Below are 17,180 nucleotides of genomic sequence, written 5' to 3'. Positions count from 1 at the left end.
TGCTGAGGTGACGTCTTGAGCACCCGATTCCTGCGCCACTTCTTCGAACCACGTACCATCGCGGTAATCGGCGCCTCGGAAAAGCCCCACTCCATCGGCGGCATCGTGATTCGCAACCTTCAGGAGGCCGGCTTTCCCGGGACGCTGTGGGCCGTCAACCGCAAGGGCTACGAAACGGTCTTCGACCAGCCGTGCGTCTCGCGGGTGAGCGAGCTGCCCGAGACGCCGGACCTGGCGGTGGTCTGCACCCCGGCCGCCACGCTGCCGAAAGTGATCTCGCGCCTGGGGCGGATCGGCGTCAAGGCCGCCCTGGTGCTCTCCGGCGGGGCACATCTCGACGACCCGGAGGAGGGCCGCGGCTCGATCCGCGAGCGCATGCTGTCGGCCGCTCGCGAATCGGGCATCCGCGTGCTGGGACCGGAGTGCATGGGCCTGATCGTGCCGGGCCGGCGCATCAACGCCTCCTACTCCAGCCAGCCGGTCAAGGCGGGCAAGGTCGCCTATCTCGGGCAATCGGGCATGCTCGGCAACGCCATGATCGACTGGGCGGCAGGCCGCGGCATCGGCTTCTCGCATCTGATCACGGTGGGCGACAGCGTCGACGTGATGCTTCCCGACCTGATCGATTACATCAACCAGTTTGCCCCGACCCAGGCCATCCTGCTCCACCTGGAGCGTATCCACGACGCCCAGCACTTCATGACCGCCCTGCGCGACGCCTCACGCCATCGCCTGGTGCTGGCGATCAAGAGCGGACGCACGCCGCAGTCCGACCTCTCCGGGATGCCACCGACGCCGGGCATCGCCAATCGCGACGTGGTCTTCGATGCCGCCTTCTCGCGAGCAGGCGTGGTCCGGGTCAACGATTCCGACGAGCTGTTCGACGCCTTGATGACGCTGTCGCAGATGCGCCCTCTCAAGGGCGATCGGCTGGCCATCGTCGCCAACGGGCTGGGGCCGGCCATGCTCGCCATCGACAAGCTGGTCAGCGCCGGCGGCAGCCTGGCGAGCTTCAGCGCGGAGACACGCCGGGCGCTGCGCGACGGCGAGTTCGACATCAGCAAGCCCGGCGAGAACCCGGTGGATCTGGGCGGGGACGCCACGCCGGAACGCTTCGTCGAGGCGCTGGAGATCGTCGCCGCCGACCCCGGGGTCGACGCCGTGCTGGTGGTGCATGCCCCCACGCGCCTGGCGCCGTCGAAGGTCACCGCCCAGGCGCTGATCGCCAACCGCAAGCGTTTCAGGCGCAATCTGCTGACCAGCTGGATGGGGCTGGAGGGCGCCCTCTATGCGCGCCACGAATGCAGCATGGCGGGCATCCCCACCTACGTCTCGCCGGAGAAGGCGGTCAAGGCGTTCATGCACATGGTCGACTACCAGCGTGTGCAGGCGCTGCTGCAGGAGACCCCTCCGAGCCTGCCGTTCAGCACCACCGCTGACATTCGCGCCCGCTGTCATACCCTGATCGCGCAGGCCAGGGCAGAGGGGCGCGAGACCCTGTCCCACGCCGAGACCGCCCAGGTGCTCGAGGCCTACGGCATCCCCGTGGCACCCAGCCGCTACGTGCACACGCCCGAGGAGGCCGCGGCAGCCGCCGAGGAGCTCGAAGGGCCCTGGGCGCTGAAGGTGGTTCACGATGGCAACTGCCGGCCATTCCGCTATCGCAAGCATCCGCACCGCATCTCGGCGGGGCTGCTGCAGGACCTCCACGAGCCGAGCCAGGTCGCCGAGGGCCTCACCCGGCTGGGCGAGAAGGTGCACGAGAAATTCCCCCCGGTGAAGATCCGCGAGTACTGCCTGCAGCCCATGCAGCGCGGCAAGCAGTCGATGCAGATCTGCGCCGGGATCACCCGCGACCCGGTGTTCGGCCCGCTGATCGTGTTCGGCATCGGCGGCTACAAGGTCAACATCCTGGCCGACCGCCAGGTGGCACTGCCGCCGCTCAACATGACCCTGGCCGCCGACGTGGTGGGGCGCACCCACGCCGCCCGACTCATTCGCGAGCACTCCGGCGAACCCGAGCGCGATCTCCAGCGGCTCTGCCAGTTGCTGGTCAAGCTCTCCCAGATGGCTTCGGACCTGCTCGAGCTGCGCGGGCTCGAGCTCAACCCCCTGCTGCTCAATCGCGACGGCATCCTGGCGGTGGACTTCGCCCTCGACCTGGGCGCCCCGGCGCGCTTCGCCATCATGCCGTATCCCGAAGAGCTGCGCGAATGGGTGACCCTGAACAACGGCATGCGGGTCGAGGTGCGTCCCATCCGCGCCGAGGATGCTCCGCTGATCACCAGTTTCCACAGCCAGCTGTCGGAGGAGAGCATCCGCTTTCGCTACTTCCACAACAAGGCCGACCTCAGCCAGCGCGACCTGTCGATGCTCGCGCACATCAACTACGACCGTCAGATGGCGTTTATCGCCGAGCACCAGAAGGAGGATGGCAGCAAGGAGATGCTCGGCGTGGTGCGGGTGTGGAACGACCCCGACAACATTCGCACCGAGTTCTCCATCATCGTGCGCGACGACATGGCCGGGCAGGGCCTCGGCAGCCTGCTGATGAAAAAGATGATCGGCTACTGCAAGAGCGTGGGCACGCTGGAGATGATCGGCAAGGTGATGGTCGACAACCATCCCATGCGGGCACTGATGAAGCACCTGGGCTTCCGTTGCCGCTACAACATGGAGGAGCAGGTCGTGGACGCGGTACTGCGCCTCAACGAGCCGGAGAGCGAATGGCAGCGGCACCGGCTGGAGAGCCTGCCGGACTGACGCCATTCGGCGCCGACCTCAGCGTCGGCGCCTGCCGTTGGGACGGGACTTCAGGGCGCCAGGCGGAAGGAGTGCCAGGCGTCGTCGCGGTACTCGTAGCGGATGCGGTCGTGCAGCCGGCTCGGCTGCCCCTGCCAGAATTCGATCATCTCGGGCACCACGCGGTAGCCGCCCCAGTGCACGGGACGCGGAATCTCCTGCCCCTCGTAGGCCTGCTCGAAGCGGTGCTGTCGCTCCTCGATCCAGTGCCGGTCGGGAATCACCACGCTCTGGGTCGCGACCCAGGCGCCAAGCTGGCTGGCACGGGGGCGGCTGTTGAAGTAGGCGTCCGACTCCTCGTCGGAGACCAGTTCGACGCGCCCCTCGACGCGCACCTGGCGCCCCAGCGAAGGCCACCAGAACACCAGCGCGGCGTGGGGCACGTTGGTCAGCTCGCTGCCCTTGTGGCTGTGATAGTTGGTATAGAACACCAGGCCACGCTCATCGTAGCCCTTGAGCAGCACGATGCGCGCATGGGGCAGGCCCTGGCTGTCGACGGTGGCCAGCGTCATCACGTTGCCGTCCTCGCCCTCGGCATCCAGTGCCAGCGTCAGCCACTCGTCGAACAGCACCATGGGCTCTGCAGGCACCATGCCTTCCTCGAGCCTGCCGCCCTCGTAGTCGCGCCGAATGTCGGCGATGTTGCGTGTCATGGCGTACTCCTCGTCGTTTTTCTTCATGGTCGCCGCTGAGGGGCAGCAGCACAACACCCGCGGTCGACCGGCAGCGTTTTCCTAGAGCCGAACCCGACCCGCCTGGCGTCAGGCCCCGCGCGTCTCTCGCATCTGGCGGCTGCGAAAGCGGGCGTAGAACATGCAGCCGGTGAACAGTCCCAGCGCGACCAGCGCCTCGGCGACCCCGAGCAGCCCCTGGCCGGGCAAGGTGGCGATCATGACGCCCTGGACGAAGTACAGCAGGCTGACGAAGGCCAGCCAGGCATGCCCGCGTGGGCGCTTGCCCAGGATCGAGGGCAGGAACAGCACGAGCGGCAGGGTACGGATCAGGATCGGCGTCAGCGGGTTGTCGCCCGCCTGCATGGCCAGGCCGCTCCACACCAGCAGCGCCAGCAGCGCCACGTAGCTGACGAGCACCAGGCGACGGCTGCGCTCGGTCAGCGGTGTCAGGCCGTGGCGGGCCTCGAGCCCCTCGACCCAGCGCCTCATGAAGCGGCTTCCCGCAGGGGAGCGAGCGCCAGGGCCAGGCGGGCCAGGCGCTTGCCCTGGGCGCGCACCAGCCGGCGCTCGGCATCGGCCAGGGGCTGGTCGCTGCGCTGGCCGGCCAGATGACTGGCCCCGTAGGGGGTGCCACCGGCGGTGGTGGTCATCAGCTCGATTTCGCTATAGGGCAGGCCGGCATACACCATGCCATGGTGCAGCAGCGGCAGCAGCATGGAGATCAGGGTGGTTTCCTGTCCGCCATGCAGGCTGGAGGTGGAGGTGAAGGCGCTGGCCGGCTTGTCCACCAGCGTGCCGTTGAGCCACAGGGCACTGGTGGAATCGATGAAATGCTTCAGTGGCGCCGCCATGTTGCCGAAACGGGTCGGGCTGCCCAGCGCCAGGCCGGCACAGTGGCGCAGGTCGTCGAGCTCCGCATAGATCGCGCCCTCGGCGGGAATTTCCGGATCGACGGCTTCGCAGGTGGGTGACACGGGCGGCACGGTGCGCAGCCGCGCCTCGATGCCGGCGCAGGACTCGACGCCGGCGGCGAGCTGCTCGGCCATGCTGCGGGTGGCGCCGTGTCGGGAGTAGTAGAGAACGAGTACGTAGGGCAGGGAGTCGCGCATCTTGGCTCCAGTTGGCTGGCGGCGGGGTCAGTCGCGGGCGTGGAGCAGGGCAAGCACGTCCTCGGGCGGGCGTCCGATCACGGCGCGCTTGCCGTCATCGGCGATCGGCCGCTCCATCAGCCTGGGATGGCGCACGATGGCCGCGATCACCTGCTCTTGGTCCTGGAGGTTGGTGTCGGCCACCTCCTGCCACTCCGCCTCCTGGGTGCGCACCAGGCGCTCGCCATCGGCGTCCAGCCGCGACATCAGGTCGCGCAGCTCCGCTTCGCTCAACGGTTCGTCGAGATAGCGCCGTACCTTCACCTCGGCACCGTTCTCCTCCAGCAGCGCCAGGGCCTGGCGTGACTTGGAACACCGCGGGTTGTGATAGAGCGTGATGGTCATTGCGCGACTCCTCGATCCTTGAAAGGTTGGCCACATTGTAGAAGGGCCGCCGTGTCGGCCACAACCGCAGCCATCCCGAATACCCGCTTCGATCAGTTGGTTGCGCCGCTGCCCTCGGGTTGAGACGACGTCTCCAGGCGTCGGTAGACCCAGACCCGGCGGCCGTCGGCGAGCCGCATGGGCACGCGCTGGTAGCGGATCCCCAGGCGCTCGTAGCGATCGAGCCGCGCCAGTTCATCGGCGTCGACCACGATCACTTCGCCCTCGACGCGGTCGCCGGGGGCTTCGGCCAGGTCGAGCCCGTCGCGACGAAATCCCTCGAGCACGGCCGTCTCGGTCTCCCCCGCACGCCCCATCACCAGCCAGCGAACCGGCGCGAAGCGCAGCGTGCCGTAGACGAAGAGCGCATGTCGGCCTTCGTCGATGTCATCGAGGTGTGCCGGGCGGTCGTAGGTATAGGGGCTCAGCATGGTCAGCCACAGCCAGCCGAGCAGGGCCAGCAGGGGCGCCAGTACGGCGAGGGCGGCGAGGACGACATGTCGACGGCGCATGCGCTCTCCTTGGTGTTCGACGTGGCTGCCATCCTGCCATGGCGGGAAGGGGGCTGTCCGGTTCTATGCCGGCTCGAAGCTCTGTTAGGATGCACGGTATGGCTCGACCACAGCGGAGGACGCCCCATGACCCAGTCGGCACACGAGGATCAGGACTTCAGGGCGCTGGTGGGGGAGGTGAAACCGCTGCGCCGGCGGGCCAATCGGGCCGACCCGGGGCCACGCCGCAGCCGGCCCAGCGAGGCCCAACTGGCCCGCCGCGAAAGCGCCCAGGCCGAACTCGCCGGCGACAGCTTCCTGTCAGACGATTTCGTCGAGCTGCTGCCGCCGTTCGACCCCGTCGAGTTTCGTCGCGACGGGATCCAGCAGGGCGTCGTCGACCGCCTGCGCCACGGCGGCTATCCGGCCCAGTCGCGCCTGCACCTGCTGCGCCGGCCACTGGCCGAGTGCCGGCGGGTGCTGCCGTCCTTCATTCACGAGGCCCATGCCCACGACCTGCGCTCGCTGCTGATCGTGCACGGCCGCGGTCGCGAGATCGACGGTGCGGCCAATGTGCTGCGCTCCTACCTGGCCAAGTGGCTGGCCCAGTTCGACGAGGTCCAGGCCTTTGTCTCGGCCCAGCAGGCCGACGGCGGGCTGGGCGCGACCTGGGTGATGCTGCGCAAGAGCGCACGGGCGAGGGCGGAGAACCGCGAGCGGCAGCAGAAGCGCCGCGGCTGACGTCACCGTCAACGGGAAAAGCCGGCACGCAGCCGGCTTTTCCCGTTGTGCGCCGAGAGAGCCGGCGAGCCTAGACCCTAGGCCAGGGCCGGTTCCGCGTGCTCCACGGCTTCGCGCATGCGCCGACGAAACAGCGGCTCGTCGACGTCCACGGCCGGCTGGTAGGCGCGGCTGAAGGCGTTGAGCGCGTGCAGCGCGTCCTCGAGCCACTGGTCCTCGCGCAGCGACAGGGCGTCGAAGCCGCAGCGAGAGAGGAAGAACACCTGATCCACCAGCACGTCGCCGATGGCGCGAATCTCCCCCTCGTAGGCGTAGCGCTCCCGCAGCAGGCGCGCCAGGCTATAGCCGCGGCCATCGGTGAACCTGGGGAAGTCGACGGCGATCAGCGGCGCTGCGGCCAGCTCCTCGGCCAGCTCCGGCGTCAGCTCGGTATCGCTGGGAAGCCAAGGCGCCAGCTCGAGGCTGCCCTCGAGTGCCTGCCAGCGCGCCAGCGGCACGATGGCGGGAGAGTCAGGCAACGCGGCCTCATCGTCGCGGATCAGTGCCCAGTGGTCCTCGGCCGGCTTGCCGCGGCGAATGAAGGGGCGCGCGGAGGTGTTCTGATCAGGCATATACCCGCTCCTTGAAAGGCTTGAGGCCGATACGGCGATAGGTCTCGATGAAGGTCTCGCCCTCGGCGCGCTCGCCGACATAGACCTGCAGCAGCTTGTCGATGACGCCGGGCACGCTCTCGCGGTCGAACGAGGGGCCGAGGATCTTGCCCAGCGAGGATTCGTTGCCCTGGGCGCCGCCGAGCGAAATCTGATACCACTCCTCGCCCTTCTTGTCGACGCCGAGAATGCCGATGTGACCGACGTGGTGATGGCCACAGGCGTTCATGCAGCCCGAGATGTTGAGATCCAGCGGCCCCAGGTCGTAGAGGAAGTCGAGGTCCTCGAAGCGCTCCTGGATCGCCTGGGCGACCGGGATCGACTTGGCGTTGGCCAGGGCGCAGTAGTCGCCGCCGGGGCAGCAGATGAGGTCGGCCAGGGTGCCGATGGTGGGGTTGGCCAGGCCGAGCGCCTCGAGGCGCTGCCAGAGCGCTTCCAGGCGATCCACCGCCACGTCGGCCAGCACCAGGTTCTGCTCGTGGGTGACGCGAATCTCGCCGTGGCTGAACTCGTCGGCCAGGTCCGCCACCTGGTGCATCTGCTCCCAGGTCAGGTCGCCGGGCGAGTGGCCGCGGCGCTTGAGCGACAGGGTCACGGCCTTGTAGCCCGGCACCTTGTGGCTCTGCACGTTGTTGGTGACGAAACGGGCGAAGGCCCGGTTTTCGCCGCGCAGACGCTCGAAGTCGGCAATCGCCTCCTCGCTGACGTCGCGCCGCTCGGGATCGACGAAGTGCGACTGCATCGCCTCCACGGCCTCGCGGGTCAAGGTCTGCGGCCCGTCCTTGAGGTGCGACCATTCGGCGTCGACGCGGCGGCGGAACTCCTCGACCCCCAGTGCCTTGACCAGTATCTTGATACGCGCCTTGAACTTGTTGTCGCGGCGGCCGAACTGGTTGTAGACGCGGACCAGCGCCTCCAGATAGGTCAGCAGGTGCTGCCACGGCAGATCGTCGCGTACCACCTCGCCGATCATCGGCGTGCGCCCGAGCCCGCCGCCGGCGAGCACCTTGACGCGTACCTCGCCCTGATCGTCACGCCACAGCCGCAGGCCCACGTCGTGCACCTGGATGGCGGCGCGATCCTCGGCGGCCCCGGTCACGGCGATCTTGAACTTGCGCGGCAGGTAGGTGAACTCGGGATGGAAGGTCGACCACTGGCGTATCAGCTCGCAGAAGGGGCGCGGATCGACCTCCTCGTCCTCGGCGATGCCGGCGAACTGGTCGGTGGAGGTATTGCGGATGTCGTTGCCGCTGGTCTGGATCGAGTGCATCTGCACGCTGGCGAGCTCGGCCAGCATGTCGGGCACCGTCTCCAACTTGGGCCAGTTCAGCTGCAGGTTGGTGCGCGTGGTGAAGTGGCCATAGCCGCGGTCGTAGTCGCGGGCCAGATCCCCCAACTTGCGCAGCTGGTAGGAGGCCAGCATGCCGTAGGGAATGGCGATGCGCAGCATCGGCGCGTGACGCTGGACATAGAGGCCGTTCTGCACGCGCAGCGGCAGGAATTCCTCGTCGCTGATCCGTCCGGCCAGATAACGGTTCATCTGGTCGCGAAACTGGGCGACGCGTTCATTGACCAGGGTCTGATCATGGGTGTCGTAGCGATACATTCAGCCGGTCCTGCTGCTTAGAGGGAATGGCGGAGCGTCAGGGGGCACCATAACGCCCCCAGCATATTCTATGAAAGAATAAATATTTATATTTTTTATACGTAAAAGCATATAAGCGTCACTATGAGGCGTCAAGCCAGCCGCGACAGGCTCAGAGCTGCAGCCGCCACCACTGGCGACGCTGCCAGATCATCGCGAAACAGAGCGAGTTCAGCCCGCGGTAGCCGAGCTGTACCCACCAGATGCCCAGCAGGCCCTGCTCCAAAACCACGCCGACCCACCACGCCAGCGGCAGGAAGACCAGCCACTGCAACGTGAGCGTGGTGGTCATCACGGTGCGATTGGCACCGGCACCGAGCAGCGCCTGTCCCAGCACCAGGGCGGCGGCATCGATCACGATCATGAGCGCGGTGAGCTGCAGCGGCTGGCGTGCGAAGGTTATCAGATCGGGGTGGTGGAGGAACACCGCCAGGATGGCGTCGGGGAAGAGCGCCATCGGCAGCGCCAGCGTCGCCAGGCACAGCCAGGCCAGGCGCACCACATCCCAGCCCCAGCGGTGGGCGTCGCCATGGGCCTGCCGTCCGAGCGCCTGGCCGACCAGGCTCATTGCCGCCATGCCCAGGCCGACGCCGGGCAGTATCAGCAGCAGCGACAGGTTCACCAGCACGTGGCCCACGGCGACACTGGCGGTATCGATCCGCCCCAGGATCCAGAACAGCACCGCGTAGCCGGCGGCGAACCACAGCTGCTGGAACGAATGCGGCGTGGCCAGGCGCAGGGTGGTCCACAGCGCAGGGCGTCGGGGCAGGCCGTCGAGGAATCCGCTCGGAACCGCCCGGCGGTAGCTGAGCAGCGCCCACAGCCCGAGGCCGGCGAACAGCGACAGCGTGGTGCCGGCACCGGCGCCCGCCGCGCCCATCGCCGGCAGCCCCAGGTAGCCGAAGATCAGGGCGACGCTGGCGACCACGTTGACGACGTGCATCACCAGCATGATGCGCAGGTAGTAGTCGCTCTGCTGGATGCCGTTCCAGTAGCCGCGAAAGCAGAAGATCATCGCCACGGCGCCGAGCGACAGCACCCGCCAGCGGAAGTACTCCACGGCCACCCCGGTCACTTCCGCGGCGGGATTGAGCAGGCCCAGCAGGCGGGGCGCCTGCCACAGGCAGAGCAGGGTGAGCGGCAGCGAAACCAGCAGGGCAATCGCCAGCCCGGCGTTGAGCGGCAGGGCGCGCAGGTGCCAGGCCTCTTCGCCGTGCCGGCGCGCGGTCTGTGCCTGTACCCCCGAGGAGAGCCCGAAGACCACCGCGGTGATCAGGAACATGGCGTAGCCACCGACGCCGACCCCCGCCAGCGCCACCTCGCCGAGCGAGCCGACCAGCGCCGCATCGACCAGGTTGATCAGGCTCTGGGTCAGCATGGCGGCGATGATCGGCGTGGCGAGGCGCAGGATACGCTGGCGGCGTCTCGAGTCGGGTAGCATGACCTATCGCTGGAGCTGCAGCGGGCCCGCGCGGCCGCGGGCGATGTCGTTCATCGGCGTTCAGGCCGGGTCGTAGGAGAGCACCGGCGAGAGCCAGCGCTCGAGTTCCGCCACCGGCATGCCCTTGCGCTCGGCCAGCGCCTCGACCTGGTCGCGGGTGATCTTGCCGGTGGAGAAGTACTTCGACTGGGGGTGGGAGAAGTACCAGCCCGAGACGGCAGCGGCTGGCCACATGGCGAAGTTCTCGGTCAGCTCGATGCCGGCGTTCGCGGTGGCATCGAGCAGGCGGAACAGGCTGCTCTTCTCGGTATGGTCGGGGCAGGCGGGGTAGCCCGGCGCCGGCCGGATGCCCTGGTACTTCTCGGCGATCAGCGAATCGTTGTCCAGCGTCTCGTCGGGAACGTAGCCCCAGAACTCCTTGCGCACCCGTTCGTGCATGCGCTCGGCGAAAGCCTCGGCCAGGCGGTCGGTGAGCGCCTGGACCATGATCGCGCTGTAGTCGTCGCCGGCGGCCTTGTAGCGCTCGGCCAAAGCCTCGACGCCGTGCCCGGTGGTCACGGCGAAGCCGCCGATCCAGTCGGGCTTGCCGCTCTCCCTGGGCGCGATGAAGTCCGCCAGGCTGTAGCACACGCCGTCGCGGTTCTTGGTGGTCTGCTGGCGAATGTGGTGCAGCCGCTCGATCACCTGGCTGCGCGTCTCGTCGGCGTACACCTCGATGACGTCGTCATCGACGCTGTTGGCCGGCCACAGGCCGATCACGCCGCGCGCCTCGACGCGCTTCTCGTCGATCAGCTTGCGCAGCATCTGCCGGGCGTCGGCGAACAGGTTGCGCGCCGCCTCGCCGACGACCGCGTCGTCGAGGATCTTCGGGTACTTGCCCGCCAGTTCCCAGCTCATGAAGAAGGGCGTCCAGTCGATGCGCTCGAGCAGCTCCTCGATAGCGTAGTGCTCGAATACCTTGAGCCCGGTGAAGGCGGGCCGGGGCGGGGTATAGCGGTCCCAGTCGATGGGCAGCTTGCGCTGCCGCGCTTCCGCGTAGCTGAGATCGGCGGCCTTGGGCCGACGCTTGGCGTTGCGCTCGCGTACCTGGTCGTACTCGGCCTTGATTCCGGCAATGTAGTCGGGCTTGAGGGCGGGCGAGAGCAGCTTGCCCGCCACGCCGACTGCCCGCGACGCGTCGGCGACGTAGATCACCGGCTCGTCGTACTGCGGCTCGACCTTTACCGCGGTATGCGCCTTGGAGGTGGTGGCGCCGCCGATCAGCAGCGGCAGCTTGAAGCCCTGGCGCTGCATCTCCTTGGCGACGTGGACCATCTCGTCCAGCGAGGGGGTGATCAGGCCCGAGAGACCGATGATGTCCGCCTTCTCCTCGCGCGCCGTCTGCAGGATCCTCTCCGCCGGCACCATCACGCCGAGGTCGACCACGTCGTAGTTGTTGCACTGCAGGACCACGCCGACGATGTTCTTGCCGATGTCGTGCACGTCGCCCTTGACCGTGGCCATGACGATCTTGCCCTTGGCCTGCTGGTCTTCCACCGCGAGCGCGTTCTTCTCGGCCTCGATGTAGGGGATGAGGTAGGCCACCGCCTGCTTCATGACCCGCGCCGACTTGACCACCTGGGGCAGGAACATCTTGCCGGCGCCGAACAGGTCGCCGACCACGTTCATGCCGTCCATCAGCGGCCCCTCGATCACCTCGATGGGGCGAGCGGCACGCTGACGGGCGAGCTCGGTGTCCTCCTCGATGAACGCCGTGATGCCCTTGACCAGGGCGTGCTCGATGCGCTTCTCCACCTCCCAGCTGCGCCACTCGAGATCCTCCTTGCGGGCCGCGCCGCTGCCGTCGCCCTTGTACTTCTCGGCCAGGTCGACAAGACGCTCGGTGGCGTCGCGGCGGCGGTTGAGCACCACGTCCTCGACCGCCTCGCGCAGCTCCGTCGGCAGGTCGTCGTAGACCGCCAGCTGGCCGGCGTTGACGATGCCCATGGTCAGGCCGGCACGGATCGCGTGGTAGAGGAAGACCGAGTGGATCGCCTCGCGCACCGGGTTGTTGCCGCGGAACGAGAACGACACGTTGGAGACGCCACCCGAGACCATGGCATGGGGCAGGTGCTCGCGGATCCAGCGGGTCGCCTCGATGAAGTCGACGGCGTAGTTGTCGTGCTCCTCGATGCCGGTGGCGATGGCGAAGATGTTGGGGTCGAAGATGATGTCCTCGGGCGGGAAGCCGACCTGCTCCACCAGCAGCTCGTAGGCGCGCTGGCAGATCTCGGTCTTGCGCGCGAAGGTGTCGGCCTGGCCGGCCTCGTCGAAGGCCATCACCACCACGGCGGCACCGTAGCGCCGGCACAGGCTGGCCTGCTCGACGAAAGCCGCCTCGCCCTCCTTGAGCGAGATGGAGTTGACCACCGCCTTGCCCTGCACGCACTTGAGCCCGGCCTCGATGATCTCCCACTTGGAGGAGTCGATCATGATCGGCACCCGGGCGATGTCGGGTTCGCCGGCGATCAGGTTGAGGAAGCGCACCATCGCCTCCTGCGACTCCAGCATGCCCTCGTCCATGTTGATGTCGATGACCTGGGCGCCGTTCTCCACCTGCTCGAGCGCCACTTCCAGCGCCGTGGTGTAGTCCTCGTCGACGATCAGGCGCTTGAAGCGCGCCGAGCCGGTGACGTTGGTGCGCTCGCCGACGTTGACGAACAACGAATCCTTCTCGATGTTGAAGGGCTCCAGCCCGGAGAGGCGGCACGCCCGCGGGCGCTCCGGCACCCGGCGCGGCGTCAGGCCCTGGATGGCGGCGTGGATCGCGGCGATGTGCTCGGGGGTGGAGCCGCAGCAGCCGCCGATGATGTTGACCAGGCCGCTCGCCGCGAACTCGGCGACGATGGCCGCCATCTCCTCCGGCGTCTGGTCGTACTCGCCGAACTCGTTGGGCAGGCCGGCGTTGGGGTGGGCGGAGACGAAGGTGTCGGCCTTGGTCGAGAGCTCCTCCAGGTAGGGCCGCAGCTCCTCCGCGCCCAGCGCGCAGTTGAGGCCGATGGAGAGCGGTCGCGCGTGACGCACCGAGTTCCAGAACGCCTCGGTGGTCTGGCCCGAGAGGGTGCGGCCGGAGGCATCGGTGATGGTACCGGAGATCATCACCGGCAGGCGTTCGCCGCGGTCCTCGAACAGCGTCTCGAGGGCGAAGATGGCGGCCTTGGCGTTGAGGGTGTCGAAGATGGTCTCGATCAGGATCAGGTCGGCACCGCCCTCGATCAGCGCCTCGGCGGCCTCGTAGTAGTTGTCGCGCAGCTGGTCGAAGGTGACGTTGCGCTTGGCCGGGTCGTTGACGTCGGGCGACAGCGAGGCGGTGCGCGAGGTCGGACCGAGCACGCCGGCCACGTAGCGCGGCACCCCGGTGTCGGCCGCCACCGCGTCGCACGCCTCGCGGGCCAGCCGCGCCGATTCGCGATTGAGCTCGGGTACCAGCGCCTCCATGCCGTAGTCGGCCTGTGACAGGCGGGTGCTGTTGAAGGTGTTGGTCTCGACGATGTCGGCGCCGGCCTCGAGATACTGGCGATGAATGCGGGTCACCAGCTCGGGGCAGGTCAGCGCCAGCAGGTCGTTGTTGCCCTTGAGCTCGGACGGCCAGTCGCGAAAGCGCTCGCCGCGGAAGTCGGCCTCGTCGAGACGCGCATTCTGCAACATGGTGCCCATGCCGCCATCCAGCATGAGGATGCGCTCGCCGAGCCGTTCGGTGAGGGTGGCGGTCAGTGCAGAGGGTAGGGCGGCCATGGGTCGGGTCGGTCTCCAGCGAAAGTCACGTCAAGGAATCGAAGCCGCCCCGGATTCTTGTCGGCAGCTGTGGTCGGGGCGGTCGTGTCGGCCCGACATGGTAACAAAAGCAGCCGCTTGAGGGCAGGGTCGACCAAAAGCCGACCAAAACAGTCGGGATTGTCTCGAAGCAGGCTTTTGCTTACCATATTTGCATGTCACCTATGGCCGGCCACCTCGCCGCGCCCGACCAGCGAGAACAGCATGAGCGAGATCATCCAGATTACCGACAGCGCCCAGGACTACCTTGCCGAGCTGCTCGAGAAGCAGAACGTCGAGGGCATTGCCGTGCGCATCTTCATCACCCAGCCTGGCACCCCCTACGCCGAGACCTGCCTCGCCTACTGCCGACCGGGCGAGGAGGAGCCGAGCGACGAGAAGCTCGCGCTCGAGAAGCTCGCGGTGTTCGTCGACAAGAACAGCATCCCCTTCCTCGAGGAAGCCGTGGTCGACTTCAATGCCGACCGCATGGGCGGCCAGCTGACCATCAAGGCGCCCAATGCCAAGATGCCCAAGGTCAACGCCGACAGCCCGCTCGAGGATCGCGTCAACTATATCCTCTACAGCGAGATCAACCCGGGCCTCGCCGCCCATGGTGGCGAGATCAAGCTGGTGGAGATGACCGAGGACCAGGTGGCGGTGCTCGCCTTCGGTGGCGGCTGCCAGGGCTGCGCGGCCGTCGACCTGACCCTGAAGGAGGGCGTGGAAAAGACCCTGATGGAGCGCATTCCCGAACTGGCCGGCATTCGCGACGTGACCGACCACACCGATACCACCAACGCCTACTATCGCTGAAGCCCCGGCGGCGAGCCGCGTATTTCGCGGCATCGCCACGGCTCTGCGCCACGCCCCGCAAGGCGCGTAGAGCTTTCAGCGAACGCTCTCGGAAGGCTCCACGCTGGAGCCTTCCTGCGTTTCGTTTCTTCGCTCCGCACGGCGTGAAGCCCCTTCCTCTTCGTCAGGCTGCCAGGTGCGGCGCATCAGCTCCGCCTCCAGCGTACGCAGCCGCGCTGCCTGCTCGTCGATGTGACGCTTCTGGTCGTCGATGCGCGCCTGCAGCAGCGTCTGCTCGTGGCGCAGGGTATCGATGCGCTCCTCGGCGCGACTCCTGGCCCACTGGGTCTCGCGATGCTGCTTCTCCTCGCGCCCCAGCGCGGCCTGCGTCTCGTGCAGCTGCCGCTGCAGGTTCTCCTGGCGCTTCTCGAGCTGCTGCAGCGTCGCATCGTGGCGCTTCTCGGCCGTCACCCGCTCCTGGCGCGCCTCGTCGAGCAGGCTCATGAGACGCGCCTCGGCCGCCTCGTGTCGCTGCTCCTCCTGATTCAGCCGCGCCAGCTGCTGGGCCTCGCGGTCGGCCAGCGCCTGCTGGTGGGCCTGGCCCTGACGCTCGCTCTCCTGCTGCAGCTTGTCGAGCTGCTGCAGGGCGCGCGCCAGGCGCTCCTCGACTTGACGGGCGCGCTCCTGCCACTGGTCGCGTTCGGCCTCGACCCGTGCCAGGGCGGCGCTGCGGGCCTCCAGGCGCTGCTCCGTGCCCGCCACATGCGACGCCAGGGCGGCTTCGCGCTGCTCGGCATCCTCGACCTGGCGCTGCGCCTCCTGCATGGCGGCCTGCGCCTCGGCCACGCGCCGGTCGGCCTCCTCGCGGTAGTGCGACAAGACCTCGCCGGCGGCCTCCTGCGCCTTGTGCCAGAGACCCTCCGCCAGTTTCAGCACGGGCTCCGGCATGGCCTGGGAAGCGGGCTGGTCGCGGTTGGCCTGGCGCTGCCATCGCCACTCGCGCAGGTGATCGCTGATGGTGGTGAAGCTGCCCGTTCCCAGCACGTCACGAATTTTCTGAACGCTGGGCGCGTCGCCCTTGGCCAGCAGGGTCTCGATGGCCTGCTGGACGTCGTCATACTGCACACCGCTGCGTGCCATGGCGATCTCCTTGTGGGGTGTGGCGGCGGATCCTTGCTCACGCGGCAGGCGTCGCTTGCCGCGCACCCGCTCGAATCCTAAGCATAGCGACTTTCGTCCAAGGCGGAAAGAAAGTTACGTTATACGTTATTACGTAATATACGTTACGCTAGGTGCTGGTAAATCAAGATTACCCGTCTTATCTTGAATTTCTTGCCGCTACGCGGGACACTCCAGCACAGGTGGAGCGAGCGGCAGAAGGGCGGGCGATGCGATCGACGAATGAAGAGGACGGCGGCAGCGCTGGCCGAAACCCGGGCGGGGAGGTGACGCACCGCGAGCTGCGCGAGGAGGCCAGCCGTGCTCCGGCGCTCGTGCCATCTGCCTCGCCAGGGCGCGATGTGGCGCCACGCATCGAGGCCGCCAGCGATGCCGAAGCCGTGGCGCGGTGGCTCGCCGAGTTCCGCGACAGCCCGCAGACGCTGCGGGCTTATCGCCGCGAGGCCGAGCGACTGCTGCTGTGGCTGGAGCGCCACGGGCGGCGGCTGGACGAGCTGCGCCGTCACGAGCTCGATGCCTACGAGGCCTTCCTTGCCGCCCCCACACCGCGCCAGCTGTGGGTGGGGCCGCCGCGGCCGCGTCACGCGCCGGACTGGCGACCGTTCCGCGGACCGCTGTCACCTGCCAGCCGGCGACAGAGCCTGGTGATCCTGCAGGGCATGTTCGCCTGGCTGGTGGAGGCAGGCTGGGTCGGCCACAACCCGTTTCGCCTGATGCGCGACAAGCGCCGCCGGCTCGACAACCGCCAGGCCGGGATCGACCGCTACCTGGAGCGACCGCTGTGGGATTGGCTGTGGCAGTGGCTGGATCAGCCGCCAGACGCGCCTGCCGGCACCCGCGAGCACTTCCTGTGGCTGCGCCGGCGCACGATCTTCGGCTTCGCCTACCTGCTGGCGCCACGCGTCGGCGAGATGGCCGCCGCCGAGATGGGCGACTTCTTCGAGCGCGAGGGGCGCTGGTGGTGGCGCGTGGTGGGCAAGGGCGGCAAGGTGGCACGCATCCCGGTGCCCGGCGACATGCTGCCCCTGCTGCGCGACTGGCGCTCCGCGCTACGCCTGGCCCCCGAGCCGCGTCCCGGCGAGGAGGGGCCGCTGCTGAGGGGCCTGGACGGCCAGCGTGGGCTCGGCGACAACCAGCTCTACCGCCTGATCCGCACCGCTTTCCGCCAGGCGGCCGACGCTCTGGTGGCCGAGGCGGGAGAGGCGGCGCAGGCGTCACGGCTGCGCGCCGCCACTCCCCACTGGCTGCGCCATACCGCCCTCACGCACCAGGCCCAGGCCGGTGTCGAACTGCGCTATCTCGCCAGCACCGCACGCCATGCGCGCCTCGACACCACGGCGCGCTACCTGCACACCGAGGACGAGGAGTGGCACCGCCAGCAGTCGGCCCACGGATTGCCCGGCAGGGCGGCCGAGCCGGTATAATGACGGACAAGCCA

The 17,180-nt window shown here is 68.1% G+C and carries 14 protein-coding genes; 4 read left to right on the top strand and 10 right to left on the bottom strand.

All coding sequences use genetic code 11. The annotated features are described in order from the left end of the window. Positions 1-15 precede the first annotated feature (15 nt). A complete protein-coding gene (locus tag DIS04_RS01100; RefSeq protein WP_111411879.1) occupies positions 16-2,763 on the top strand; it encodes a bifunctional acetate--CoA ligase family protein/GNAT family N-acetyltransferase in 2,748 nt (915 codons plus the stop codon). A 50-nt stretch (positions 2,764-2,813) separates the two neighbouring features. Here DIS04_RS01100 and pdxH read toward each other — a convergent pair whose 3' ends face one another. From pdxH to DIS04_RS01075, 5 genes are all read right to left on the bottom strand, one after another. Next, entirely contained in the window at positions 2,814-3,455 is a 642-nt protein-coding gene (gene pdxH / locus DIS04_RS01095; RefSeq protein ID WP_111411878.1) for a pyridoxamine 5'-phosphate oxidase, read from the bottom strand. Between the two features lie 108 nt (positions 3,456-3,563). Continuing rightward, positions 3,564-3,965 (bottom strand): DUF2069 domain-containing protein, encoded by a 402-nt coding sequence (locus DIS04_RS01090; protein ID WP_111411877.1) that lies wholly within the window; start codon positions 3,963-3,965, stop codon positions 3,564-3,566. Next, positions 3,962-4,585, bottom strand: a complete 624-nt coding sequence (gene wrbA, locus DIS04_RS01085) for an NAD(P)H:quinone oxidoreductase (RefSeq protein ID WP_111411876.1) — start codon at positions 4,583-4,585, stop codon at positions 3,962-3,964. The genes DIS04_RS01090 and wrbA overlap by 4 nt, the downstream gene beginning before the upstream one ends. Positions 4,586-4,612: 27 nt before the next feature. Further along, positions 4,613-4,969, bottom strand: coding sequence for an arsenate reductase (glutaredoxin) (gene arsC, locus DIS04_RS01080; RefSeq protein WP_111411875.1), 357 nt, complete (start codon positions 4,967-4,969; stop codon positions 4,613-4,615). A 92-nt stretch (positions 4,970-5,061) separates the two neighbouring features. Then, positions 5,062-5,520, bottom strand: a complete 459-nt coding sequence (locus DIS04_RS01075; RefSeq protein ID WP_111411874.1) for a gamma-glutamylcyclotransferase family protein — start codon at positions 5,518-5,520, stop codon at positions 5,062-5,064. Positions 5,521-5,646: 126 nt separating this feature from the next. On the opposite strand from DIS04_RS01075, the gene smrA reads away from it, so the two are divergent. Then, the gene (smrA, locus tag DIS04_RS01070; RefSeq protein WP_111411873.1) at positions 5,647-6,240 is read left to right on the top strand and encodes a DNA endonuclease SmrA; all 594 of its coding nucleotides are present in this window, start codon (positions 5,647-5,649) and stop codon (positions 6,238-6,240) included. A gap of 77 nt (positions 6,241-6,317) precedes the next feature. On the opposite strand, the gene DIS04_RS01065 is transcribed toward smrA, so the two are convergent. The 4 genes from DIS04_RS01065 to metH form a co-directional block, all read right to left on the bottom strand. Beyond that, the gene (locus DIS04_RS01065) at positions 6,318-6,851 is read right to left on the bottom strand and encodes a DUF934 domain-containing protein (protein ID WP_111411872.1); all 534 of its coding nucleotides are present in this window, start codon (positions 6,849-6,851) and stop codon (positions 6,318-6,320) included. Then, complete coding sequence (locus DIS04_RS01060; RefSeq protein ID WP_111411871.1) at positions 6,844-8,496, bottom strand: nitrite/sulfite reductase; 1,653 nt, start codon at positions 8,494-8,496, stop codon at positions 6,844-6,846. Before DIS04_RS01060 ends, DIS04_RS01065 begins: the two co-directional genes overlap by 8 nt. 151 nt (positions 8,497-8,647) lie before the next feature. Then, positions 8,648-9,976: an MATE family efflux transporter gene (locus DIS04_RS01055; RefSeq protein WP_111411870.1), complete on the bottom strand. Its 1,329-nt coding sequence runs from the start codon at positions 9,974-9,976 to the stop codon at positions 8,648-8,650. A 60-nt stretch (positions 9,977-10,036) separates the two neighbouring features. After that, the gene (gene metH, locus DIS04_RS01050) at positions 10,037-13,750 is read right to left on the bottom strand and encodes a methionine synthase (protein ID WP_111411869.1); all 3,714 of its coding nucleotides are present in this window, start codon (positions 13,748-13,750) and stop codon (positions 10,037-10,039) included. A 243-nt stretch (positions 13,751-13,993) separates the two neighbouring features. Between metH and nfuA the strand changes: the two genes are divergently transcribed. Beyond that, positions 13,994-14,584 (top strand): Fe-S biogenesis protein NfuA, encoded by a 591-nt coding sequence (gene nfuA, locus DIS04_RS01045; RefSeq protein ID WP_111411868.1) that lies wholly within the window; start codon positions 13,994-13,996, stop codon positions 14,582-14,584. A gap of 75 nt (positions 14,585-14,659) precedes the next feature. On the opposite strand, the gene DIS04_RS01040 is transcribed toward nfuA, so the two are convergent. Further along, positions 14,660-15,703 carry a DNA-binding protein gene (locus DIS04_RS01040; RefSeq protein ID WP_111411867.1) on the bottom strand — a complete coding sequence of 348 codons (1,044 nt, stop codon included), beginning with the start codon at positions 15,701-15,703 and terminating at the stop codon, positions 14,660-14,662. A gap of 248 nt (positions 15,704-15,951) precedes the next feature. On the opposite strand from DIS04_RS01040, the gene DIS04_RS01035 reads away from it, so the two are divergent. Then, complete coding sequence (locus DIS04_RS01035) at positions 15,952-17,166, top strand: tyrosine-type recombinase/integrase (RefSeq protein WP_111411866.1); 1,215 nt, start codon at positions 15,952-15,954, stop codon at positions 17,164-17,166. Positions 17,167-17,180 lie beyond the last annotated feature (14 nt).

Source organism: Billgrantia lactosivorans (genome assembly GCF_003254665.1).
Taxonomy (GTDB): domain Bacteria; phylum Pseudomonadota; class Gammaproteobacteria; order Pseudomonadales; family Halomonadaceae; genus Halomonas; species Halomonas lactosivorans.
Note: the sequence above shows the minus strand (reverse complement) of the source record. Positions and strands in the feature narration are given on the sequence as shown.